Source organism: Martelella sp. HB161492 (assembly GCF_013184775.1).
GTDB lineage: Bacteria > Pseudomonadota > Alphaproteobacteria > Rhizobiales > Rhizobiaceae > Martelella.
Window position 1 is genome coordinate 17500 of sequence record NZ_JAATVV010000021.1, and the last position, 11134, is coordinate 28633.

At 60.4% G+C, this 11134-nt stretch carries 8 protein-coding genes and 1 tRNA gene; 6 read left to right on the top strand and 3 right to left on the bottom strand.

Annotated features, from left to right (window positions below; genetic code table 11):
- The first annotated feature begins 225 nt into the window (after positions 1–225).
- Together HCK86_RS23075 and HCK86_RS23080 are read left to right on the top strand one after the other, a co-directional pair.
- Positions 226–579 carry a hypothetical protein gene (locus HCK86_RS23075; RefSeq protein ID WP_176086852.1) on the top strand — a complete coding sequence of 118 codons (354 nt, stop codon included), beginning with the start codon at positions 226–228 and terminating at the stop codon, positions 577–579.
- Between the two features lie 103 nt (positions 580–682).
- Positions 683–2089 (top strand): multicopper oxidase family protein, encoded by a 1407-nt coding sequence (locus HCK86_RS23080; protein WP_176086853.1) that lies wholly within the window; start codon positions 683–685, stop codon positions 2087–2089.
- Between the two features lie 235 nt (positions 2090–2324).
- On the opposite strand, the gene HCK86_RS23085 is transcribed toward HCK86_RS23080, so the two are convergent.
- A tRNA-Gln gene (locus HCK86_RS23085) sits at positions 2325–2398 on the bottom strand.
- Positions 2399–2685: 287 nt separating this feature from the next.
- Between HCK86_RS23085 and HCK86_RS23090 the strand changes: the two genes are divergently transcribed.
- The 3 genes from HCK86_RS23090 to HCK86_RS23100 all read left to right on the top strand — a co-directional run bounded on the left by HCK86_RS23090 (position 2686) and on the right by HCK86_RS23100 (position 6315).
- Positions 2686–4254: a Ppx/GppA phosphatase family protein gene (locus HCK86_RS23090; protein ID WP_176086854.1), complete on the top strand. Its 1569-nt coding sequence runs from the start codon at positions 2686–2688 to the stop codon at positions 4252–4254.
- A 6-nt stretch (positions 4255–4260) separates the two neighbouring features.
- Positions 4261–4962, top strand: a complete 702-nt coding sequence (locus tag HCK86_RS23095; protein WP_176086855.1) for an RlmE family RNA methyltransferase — start codon at positions 4261–4263, stop codon at positions 4960–4962.
- 285 nt (positions 4963–5247) lie between these two features.
- Positions 5248–6315, top strand: a complete 1068-nt coding sequence (locus tag HCK86_RS23100; RefSeq protein ID WP_176086856.1) for a GGDEF domain-containing protein — start codon at positions 5248–5250, stop codon at positions 6313–6315.
- A gap of 15 nt (positions 6316–6330) precedes the next feature.
- Here the strand turns inward: HCK86_RS23100 and HCK86_RS23105 are convergent, their stop codons facing one another.
- Positions 6331–7623, bottom strand: coding sequence for an alpha/beta fold hydrolase (locus HCK86_RS23105; protein ID WP_176086859.1), 1293 nt, complete (start codon positions 7621–7623; stop codon positions 6331–6333).
- Positions 7624–7832: 209 nt separating this feature from the next.
- Positions 7833–8222 (bottom strand): DoxX family protein, encoded by a 390-nt coding sequence (locus HCK86_RS23110; protein WP_176086857.1) that lies wholly within the window; start codon positions 8220–8222, stop codon positions 7833–7835.
- Positions 8223–8562: 340 nt separating this feature from the next.
- Here HCK86_RS23110 and HCK86_RS23115 point away from each other — a divergent pair, with 340 nt between their 5' ends.
- Complete coding sequence (locus HCK86_RS23115; protein WP_176086858.1) at positions 8563–10896, top strand: NADP-dependent malic enzyme; 2334 nt, start codon at positions 8563–8565, stop codon at positions 10894–10896.
- The last annotated feature ends 238 nt before the right edge of the window (positions 10897–11134 follow it).

The following is an 11134-nucleotide window of genomic DNA, read 5'->3' on the forward strand; positions in this document are numbered from 1 at the left end:
GTCAAACACGCTTTCAGGCTTCTCCGGCGCTAAAGCAGCGGCGTCGCACGGCTTCAACATGAAAAAATTACAAATTCGAGAAGGCCAGGCGAAGTGCTTGACATTCCACCGACTGGAAGCCTGATCTTGATGATCGTTCATTCGGCGGTTCGGACAGGCGCCAGGGTCATGATCGATCCAGCCTGGTTGGGGCGCCCCTTTCAAGAAGAGGGCTGCGGTGATCTGATGACCATCGGGACGATGCTTTCGCGATACATTCTGGCGATACTCATCGTGCTGCGACTGGGGCTTCTGCCTGCGGTGGCGGCTTCCGGCTGCCACGCCGCGGACAATGCCGGCAATCCGTTCGTTTCGATGCAGATGATGACACACGAAACGGCGGAGGATCATCACATCGGCAAGAATGGCGCCCAGGCCTGCGACCTGTCCGCCTGTGCGGCCTGTTTCGCGATCGACCGCGCTGTTCAGTTCCCCTCTAGTCGTGCCGATTCCCGGTCACTCCGGTTCCTGGCGCTAAGTCGCCTTCTTGACGGTGTGCCGCCTGCGCCACCGCTCGATCCTCCAAGGTCCTGGGCCTGATTCTTTGCTGCACCTTTTCCGGGCAGCCTGTCTTCAAATTCAAATTTTCCTGCGACGCCGGCCTGACCGGCCGATCGACGTCGCCTCGATGAAAGAGAAAAATATGTATCGTCGTCAATTTCTGAACCGCTTGATGCTTGGCACGGCTGCCGCATGTCTGCCGGCCAGCGCCTTTGCCGCATCGATCGACAATTCCGGTGCTTCGCCTGTCCCGCTGTCCATCACCGACCGGACCATCGAGGTCAATGGCCGCGCCGCCCGGGTCTACGGGCTGCAGCGTCCCGGCGGCGCGCCCGGCCTGGTGCTGAATGCCGGCGACCTGTTCAATGTGACCCTGTCGAACCAAAGCGCAGAGCCGACCCTCATTCACTGGCACGGACTGACGCCGCCCTGGGCGCTTGATGGCGTGCCAGACAATCCGGCCCCGCTGCTGCGGCCTGGCGAAGAGCGCCGTTACACCTTCCCCGTCGGCGAGGGCGGTACGCACTGGATGCATGCTCATACGCTGCAGGAGCAGAGCCTGCTCTCCGCACCGCTTATCGTTCGCAAGGCGGATGAACAGGGCGAGGATCGGCAGGAGGTCGTCATGCTTCTGCATGATTTCTCCTTCAAGTCCCCTGAAGAGCTGCTCGCCGGGCTCCAGAGCGGCGGTGATGGACGTCAGGGGATGGGCGGGATGCATGGCATGCATGGCATGAGCGGCATGCAGATGGACATCAATGACATCGATTTCGATGCCTATCTCACCAATGACCGCACGCTGGACGACCCTGAGATTATCCCGGTTGAAAAGGGTGGACGTGTCCGGCTTCGGATCATCAACGCCGCTGCCGCAACGGCCTTCACGCTGGACACGATAGCGCTCCGAGCCCGGCTGGCTGCCGTGGATGGTCGCGAAATCGCCCCGGTTGCCGGCAGATATTTCCCGGTGTCGATGGGGCAGCGCCTGGATCTGTTGCTTGATCTTCCGGCAGGTGAAGGCGCCTATCCGGTGCTGGCGCTGCGCGAAGGCGCGCTCGAACAGACAGGCCTGATCCTGGCGACGCAGGGCGCCTCCGTCAGCAGGCTTTCAACAAAGGCTGAGACCAGCGGACCGGTCCTGGATACCGCGTTCGAGGCTGGCCTCAGCGCACGTCAGCCACTGCCCCAGACGGATGCCACGCGTCGTTTCAACCTGACGCTTGGCGGCAGCATGAACGGCTATCAGTGGTCGATTGTCGGCGGCGATGGCCTCAACGTCAGTCGCGGCGACCGCGTGCAGATCGCAATGCGCAACATGTCGATGATGGGGCATCCCATGCATCTGCATGGGCATCATTTCCAGGTCGTCGGCCTCAACGGACGGGCCATCAACGGCGCCGTGCGGGATACATTGCATGTACCGGCGATGGCGACGGTCGAGATCGCCTTTGATGCGCAGAATCCGGGTCGCTGGCCATTTCATTGCCACCAGCTCTATCACATGGCGAGCGGCATGATGGCTTATGTCAACTATGATCGGGTTGGATAGGCCAGACTAAACAGCGAGACGACCGCCCGGATCTGAATGACGGGCGGTCACCACGCTGATGGCCGCCAGGCCGGATCCGAAACGGAAAACATGCGCAATCATCGTCAAGCGCTTCGACCTCTTGTCGAAGCAGCCTGCTGCCGTCCGTGCTACGCCCCCGATTGCGACACGGCGGTACACATGCACCGAAATGCACAGTCAAACGTAAATGATTTCAATGTTTTGGAGAGAGATTTGGCTGGGGAACCTGGATTCGAACCAGGACTAACGGAGTCAGAGTCCGTGGGTCTACCGTTAACCTATTCCCCAGCACCGGGCTGCGATTTTCATCGTCAACCGGAATGTGTGGCGCTTATAAACAGAAAGACGGTGCCTTGCCAAGTGGGTTTAGGATTTTTTTTATTCTCCGCTGGATGCCCCCCGCCTCTCCGTGCCGCTCGGCCCGGGCCTGACACGTCAAGCGGGGTCTTTCACTTGCCGAAAAGGGGATTGGCCTAATGTCGCCAGGCTGCTATGATCATGACAACTTTGAAATCGATTTGAGCGCCCGGTCGTGAGGCTTTGATTGTCTCGCGCGGCGCGATGGAACTGGTAAAGTGAAAGACCCCCGAAACAGCGAAACGCTGTCCGAAGGCGGGGCACGCTTGAGAGATGACGGCGGTAAGGCTTCCCGTCGTCGGCACCGCAAGGCAAAGGGGCCGGCCAAGACCGAAACTGCCGAGGCAGACCGGTCTGGTGGCGCTGTTGCTGTCGCTGAGAATTCGCCTGCCGTTCGCAAGAAGAAGCGGCGGCGCGGTAAGCGGCGTGGCGGTCAGAATGATGCTCATCAGGCGAGCGCACATCCGCAACCGGCTTCAACCGCCTCACAGGCGAAAGCCGGAACTGAAGGCGAATCAACGCGGCAGGGCGAGACGCGTCCGGGATCGCGTCGCAAGAAGCGCCGGCGCGGCCGCAGCAGCTTTGCAAGCGGCCCGCTTGATCGTGACGGCTTTCGCCATGCCCAGGCCTCTGAACCAGAAAAGGCGGGCGATGCGCCCCCTGCCCCGGAACAGCAGCCTGCAACCGCGCGGCCGATGTCTGGCGAGCAGCAGGAATTGCGTGCGCCGCAATATGGCCGTTCCAATCGCAGCACCAATGGTGAACTTTATGCCGCGCTTGACCTCGGCACCAATAATTGCCGCCTGCTGATCGCCCAGCCGACACGGCATCAGCAATTCCGGGTGGTCGACGGTTTCTCGCGAATCGTCCGGCTTGGCGAAGGCCTTGCGGCGACGGGCAGCCTTTCGCCCGAAGCCATGGACAGGGCCGTGGAGGCGCTCGATGTCTGCGCCTCCAAGCTGAAAGGCCGCGATGTCAAGCGCATGCGCCTGATCGCCACCGAAGCATGCCGGGCAGCTGACAACGGCGATGCCTTCCTGGAGCGCGTTCTCGACGAGACCGGACTGCAGCTGGAGGTCATCAACCGCGAGACGGAAGCCCGGCTGGCCGTTTCGAGCTGCGCATCGCTGATCGGCAGGGATACACGCGCCGCGGTGCTGTTTGATATCGGCGGCGGCTCGTCGGAAATTGCCGTTATAAGGCTCGGTGAACATCGCTCGCAGCGGCTGGCAAACCACATTTCGCACTGGACGTCATTGCCGGTCGGCGTCGTCACCCTTTCCGAACGCTATGGCGGCCATGATGTCACGCCCTCGGTGTTTGATGCCATGGTGAGCGAGGTCGAAGCATTGCTGGGTGATTTCCACTGCCCCGCCATCGATCACGCCCATGTCGAAAACAGCTTTCATCTGATCGGAACATCGGGCACGGTGACGACACTTGCGGGTGTGCATCTGGGCCTGACCCGCTACGACCGGCGCAAGGTTGACGGGATCTGGCTGAGCGAGGATGAAGTCACGGCAATGCAGAATAAGCTTTTGTCGTGGGATTTCGCCGGACGCGCGGCCAATCCATGCATCGGCCCGGATCGGGCGGATCTGGTTCTGGCGGGATGTGCGATTCTGGAAGCCATCCGCCGCCGTTGGCCGGCACCACGCATGCGGGTCGCCGATCGCGGACTGCGTGAAGGCATTTTGACAGATCTGATGATGCGCGACGGTGCCTGGCGCAGATCAAAGCGCCGCTCAAACAGTGAGACATCGTTTTCCCGGCAGGGCAAGGAGTAGCAACCCATGGTCAAGACACCCGTGCGCACCGGGCGCAAGATCGGACAGAAAGTCAAGAAAACCAAGCTGAAGGCGTCTTCGCGCCGCTGGCTTGAGCGTCACATCAACGATCCCTATGTGCAGCGCGCCCGCCTTGAGGGCTTCCGCGCCCGTGCGGCCTACAAGCTGCTCGAAATCGATGAAAAGCATCATATCCTGAAGGGCGCGCGACGGATCATCGATCTCGGCGCCGCGCCGGGCAGCTGGTCGCAGATCGCCGCCAAGGTGACCGGCTCCACGGACGAACACATCCGCGTTGCAGCAATCGATTTCCTGGAAATGACACCGGTTCCCGGCGTCGCCTTCTTCCAGCTCGACTTTCTCGATGACGAAGCGCCGCGGCTGCTCTCCGAAGCGCTTGATGGTCCGCCTGATCTGGTGATCTCGGACATGGCCGCTCCGACCACCGGCCACAAACGAACCGACCATTTGCGCACCATGCATCTGTGTGAGGTTGCCGCCTATTTCGCCGTCGAGGTTCTGGCGGAAGGCGGGCATTTCCTCGCCAAGACCTTCCAGGGCGGCGCCGAAGCTGACCTGCTCAACCTGCTGAAGCAGAACTTCCGCCAGGTTGTCCATGTCAAGCCCGGTGCATCGCGATCGGAATCGGTCGAGATGTTCCTGCTCGCCAAAGGCTTCAAGGGCAGGAAGGCCAGCGATCAGGACTGACCCTCAGCGCGGTCTGCGCCGGATTGCCTGCCATTCAGCGTGCTTAATTGTCGCGATGGACAGGCTGCAGGGCTCAATCCGCTTGCCACCCCTGAACAATAACCACTAATATGGTTAACAAATTTCTGCAGTCTCGGGCTCAGTCGCCCCCCAAGCCGTTAACGTTGCTCTATGCCCGATCTGGACCTGCCGACCCTACATGCTGTCATGCTCGTCATATCGGTCGCATCCTGTGCCATTTGGACTGCTCTGCGTCTCAGTCACCCGGATTTCATTCCTGCCAGATTGCTTTTGATCAGCGGTCTCAGCTCTTTTTCCGGCACAACCCTCTATGGCATCACCATGGCCAAAGGGCTTCCCACACCCGCAGCCATCGGTGCGCTCGCCATCGTTGGCAGTGTGCTGCTGATGTGGGTCGGGATCAGGCGCTTTTGCGGCCTTTCGGCTGGCTGGACGGTCGCAGGCATCATCCTTGCGGCGATGGCGACACTAATCGCCCTTTCCGGCAACAGCAGTGACGGGCGCGACACGGCACTTTTTGCCGGCCAGCTCATCACGCATTGCCTGATCGCCTTTGACCTGTTTCGCCACAACAGGCGCGGTTTCGGCTCCGGGCTTGCAGCCAGCGGCGCAATTGCCAATATCATTGCCAATTCGCTCACACTTGGCTTCAGCCTGCTCTACGTCTTCGGATCGGTCAGCGCGTCAACCAAGGCAATGGTGCGCACGGACAGCATGCTGCTTGTGGCGCTCGGCGCGATTCTGACCATCTTCGGCATCGCGCTGATGGCGATTGACCGCCTGCTCCTGGAGCTGGAGGACCGCGCTGGCCACGACGAACTCACCGGGCTTCCCAACCGGCGGCAATTTGTCGAGCAGCTGGATCGTGCGAAAACACAATCGCGCCTCAGAGGCACGGATTTCAGCATTCTGCTGATCGATATCGATCATTTCAAACAGTGGAATGACGGCTTCGGTCACCTTACCGGCGACATGGCCCTGAAACATTTTGCCCGGATCGCCAGCAAGGCGCTCGCGCCGGACGATCTTCTTGCCCGCACTGGTGGCGATGAATTCTGCGTGCTGATGCCAGGCAGCTCGCTCGACAAGGCAGCAAAGCTTGCAGAACAGCTCGTGCGCAGCATGGGCGAAACGCCGCTATGCCTGGAGAGCGGCGCCGTAACGCTGACGATCAGCATCGGCATCGCCGCAAGCAACCGCTTGGCGCGGAAGCAGAAGGAAGATCCGCTGGCACTTGCCGACATCGCTCTCTATTCGGCCAAGAAAGACGGCCGTAACCGGTTCTGCGTTTACAGTCCCGATCTCGATGCGGCTTTCGGCCGTCAGGTCTGAAACCAGGTTTCGCACTCAGGTAAGCGGACCGCCGCGATCCGCCACCATCCCGCGCAGCCGCTTGAAGACCTCGGTGCTCTGGCGCACGCCATCATGCTCATATTCATTGGTGACCCAGGCATCGCAATTTCCGAGGCGGGACGCCGTCTCGAGCGAGAGACCCGCATCAACATACATGTCGTCAAAATAGACGGCGGCCGCCACGGGCACATCATTGGCGAAAAGACGCGTGCGATCATAGAGCGGCGGACTGTCGTCACGCGCGGCAAGCGCCTCGGCGGCCGGTTCGAAGGCCCGCAGCGAGCGGATCTCGGAAAACATCCAGGGATAGATCATTTCGCCCGTAAACAGCAGCGGCCGGGCCTCGGGGCTGAATTTCGGCAGATCGGCCCGCACGGCGTCTGCCGCCCAGCCGGTCGCGGCCCCTTGCGCATAGATATTTTCCTGCAGCGTCGCATAAAGAGGGTTTCCGTCAAAACCGGTGCGTATCATCACCTCGGCAAGGAAACCGTCGGACAGGCGGCGCTCATCCGGATCGGCAAAGGCCTCATCAAGCAGCCAGTGCAATTCGTCATAGCCCGGCATCATGCCGAAGACCATGCCAAGCGCCTGGAACCGCTTCACCGTCAGCCGGTCGCCATCAGGAAGGCGCACGTCATGCGCATCGAGATAATCGGCAATGCGGCCGGCCAGCGCCTGATCATAGGGGTAGCGGCGGGCAAATTGCTGGTTCTTCGCGGCAACGCGGGGATAGGTCCGCCGATAAACATCGGCCGCCGAGGCAGAAAGTCCGGCAAGCCCGCCCGTCACATAACAGGCAGCCAGTCCCTCCGGTGCTTTTGAAAGATAGGTCAGCGTCAGGAAGCCGCCATAGCTCTGGCCAAGCGTTTCCCACTTCTTGTCGCCGTAAAGACTTTTGCGCACATGTTCGAAGTCGGCAACGATGCTGTCGGCCCTGAAATGCATCAGATATTCGGCTGCCGCTGCACCATCTTCAAAACGCGCCATGGTGGCGGCTTCGACACGCGTGCTGCGGCCGGTTCCACGCTGATCGATCAGCACGACACGATAGGATTTCAGCGCTTCGGTCAGCCAGCAGGGGCCGCCATTGATCGGACGCGGAGATTTGCCGCCCGGCCCGCCCTGCAGAAAAGCAAGAACCGGCAGATCGTCACGCCGGTTGGCAGGATCGATGATTTCACGCACGAAAAGCTGGATGATGGCACCATTCGGCTTCTGCCAATCCAGCGGCACAGGCATCAGAATGTCCCGGACGAGCATGCCCGGGATGATATATTGCTTCGGCATCATGGCAGGGGGTTCCGTTGCCGTATTGAAAACAAGGGGTGACTTTTCGGTCCGCTTGCCGCAATCGTCAAGAGAGGATCGCAACAGCAGGACGGTCCGTTTCGCTCCGCCATATTAAGACTGCGCGCCCTCAACACAACCGTAACGTAAAAAGAACCGGTGCAGATCCCGCACCGGTTCCATCAAAAGCCAGAAGATCGGGCCGAAGCTTATTTCTTCTTGTTGTCGAGCGCGAAAGCGCCCGGGCCGGAGAAGACGAAGAACAGGAACAGGAAGCAGAACAGAACCGCTGCATCACCGCCGTTGAGCGCCGGGAAAAAGCTCTTGGGCGCATGCATCATGAAATAGGCAAATGCCATCTGACCCGACAGGATGAATGCAGCCGGACGGGTGAAGAGCCCGAGAATGATCAACACACCGCCGACAATTTCCAGGAGACCGGCAACGCCCAGCAGCGAGAAGATTGGCGGATGGAAGTCGGAAACCGGAAAATGGAGGATTTTCTGAGTGCCATGCTCAAGGAACAGCAAACCGCTGACGACACGCAGCAATGCGAGGAAATAGGGCATCAGGGGCGACAGCATCTTATCAAGCTTCATCAAGGAGCTCCGTCTGAGTTAAGAAAAAAGCGGGCCGGCGCCGCCGTCCGCGTAAGCCGTCGCTCAAATCGTGAACGACGCACAGGGATTACGTAGCATAAAGCGAACATAACCCGCTGCTCAACTGTGCGTGAGATCGTCATTCAAATATTGAACACTGCGTCTACCAAAGCCAGCGCTTACGTGCTGATCTTGCCCCTTGCAAAGGGCGGAGCCGTCTCCTGATAGCGATTGAAACTGGCGGATCGCCCCCCTATAGTCCCGCCCACCCATTGGGTACGGCCTCGATTTGGCCGGGAGGAAGAGACAATGCGCCCATGGCGCAGCAAGGAGATGACGCATGGTGGATGAGGCTTCCGATAAGAAGGCGAGTGCCAAAGACCTCGATGAACAGGCGCTGTTTTATCACCGCCATCCGCGAGCCGGAAAACTCGAGATCCAGGCGATCAAGCCGCTGGGCAACCAGCGTGATCTGGCGCTTGCCTATTCCCCCGGCGTCGGTGCCCCCTGCCTTGCCATCCGTGACAATCCGGGTGACGCGGCACAGTACACATCGCGCGCCAATCTGGTCGCGGTAGTCTCCAACGGCACGGCGGTTCTCGGCCTTGGCAATATCGGCCCGCTCGCGTCCAAGCCGGTCATGGAAGGCAAGGCGGTCCTGTTCAAGAAATTCGCCGGCGTCGACGTGTTTGACATCGAGATTGACGCACCGACCATTGACGAGATGGTCTCGACCGTCGCTGCGCTTGAACCGACCTTTGGCGGCATCAATCTCGAAGACATCAAGGCACCTGAATGTTTCGAGGTTGAACGGATCCTGCGCGAGAAAATGCAGATCCCAGTCTTTCATGATGATCAGCACGGCACCGCCATCATCGTCGCAGCGGCTATTCTCAACGGGCTGGAGCTTGCCGGAAAGAAGATCGAGGAGGTCAAGATCGTCGCTTCCGGCGCTGGTGCAGCAGCACTTGCCTGCCTCAACCTTCTGGTCTCGCTCGGTGCAAAGCGCGAAAATATCTGGGTCTTCGATATTGACGGTCTCGTCTATCCCGGCCGCACAACCTCCATGGACCGGTGGAAGGCGATCTATGCGCAGGAAAGCGATAAACACGGCCTCGCCGATCACATTGCCGGTGCGGATGTGTTCCTTGGTCTTTCGGTTGCAGGTGCGCTGAAGCCGGAGCTGCTCAGCCAGATGGCAGAGCACCCGATGATCATGGCGCTCGCCAACCCGGTACCGGAGATCATGCCGGATCTGGCCAGAGAGGCCCGCCCTGACGCCATGATCTGCACAGGCCGGTCGGATTTCCCCAACCAGGTCAACAATGTTCTCTGCTTCCCCTATATCTTCCGTGGCGCGCTGGATTGCGGCGCGCGCACCATCAATGAGGAGATGAAGATGGCCGCCGTGCGCGCCATTGCCGGCCTCGCCAAGGAAGAGGTCTGGGAAGCCCAGCGCACCACGCCGTCGGGCGAGACACCCGTCTTCGGTCCTGATTACCTGATCCCCTCGCCTTTCGATCCGCGTCTGATCCTGCGCATTGCTCCGGCCGTGGCGAAGGCTGCGGCGGAAACCGGAGTCGCGGAGCGCCCGATCAGCGATTATGAAGCCTATTTCGACCAGCTGAACCGCTTCGCCTTCCGTTCGGGCTTTGTCATGAAACCGCTCTTTGCTGCGGCGAAGTCGTCCGAGAGCAAGCGGGTGATCTTTTCCGACGGTGAAGACGAGCGCGTGATGCGCGCCGCCCAGGTACTGATCGAAGAAGGCATTGCCCGGCCGACGCTGATCGGCCGACCGAACGTGCTTGAGACGCGGATGAAGCGCTACGGGCTGAAGATGCGGCTGCATGATGATTTCGACATCATCAACCCGCAGGACGATCCCCGCTTCCGCCATTATGTCGACGAATATCTGGAGCTTGTCGCCCGCAAGGGCGTGACGCCGGATCGTGCCCGCACCATCGTGCGCACCAATACCACGGTGATCGGTGCCCTCGCGGTCAAGCGTGGCGATGCCGATGCGCTTCTGTGCGGTGTCGAAGGCCGTTTCGAGCGACATCTGCGCGATATTCGCGAGATCATTGGCCTGCGTCCCGGCATGGCCGACTTCTCCAGCCTCGGGCTTCTGATTTCCAATCGCGGCGCCACCTTCTTTGCCGATACGCATGTGACACTCTGCCCAAGCGCCGCGGAAATCGCCGAGACTGCCATCGAATCGGCCAGCACGATTCAGCGTTTTGGCCTCAAGGCCAAGGCGGCTCTGGTCTCACATTCCGATTTCGGCTCGCGCGATTCGGAAACGGCCGCCAAGATGCGCGAAGCGCTGAAGATCATCCGCGGCCGAGTGCCCGATCTCGAGATCGATGGTGAAATGCATGGCGATTCGGCGATTTCGGAGACTTTACGGCGCCGGGTTCTGCCGGATTCAACGCTGAGCGGGGAAGCCAATCTTTTGATTTTCCCGACGCTCGATGCCGCCCACATCACCATGTCTGTGGTCAAGGCAATGATGGACGCGCTTCATGTCGGCCCGATCCTGCTTGGCTCCGCCATGCCGGCGCACATTCTGTCGTCGTCAGTCACATCGCGCGGCATCGTCAATATGGCCACGCTGGCTGTGGTCGAAGCGGCCTATCCCGACAATGCAACCATGGCAACGCCAACCGTCGGCTGATCTTCCGTTTGCGAAGTCGAAAAGGCCCCGGATCATGCGATCCGGGGGAAGACCGTTGACACAAAGCTTGCGCCCTTCTCCAACGTCATGCCTGTGCCTGTCACAGGCATCCAGACGACGCGCGTCTGCGCGGCGAAGGTCACCGCCTCTGTTCAGTGCCATATGAAACTGGATCCCCGTGACAGGCACGGGGATGACGACGGGAGGGACGGCTATTCCGCCCCCAACAGGCAATCTG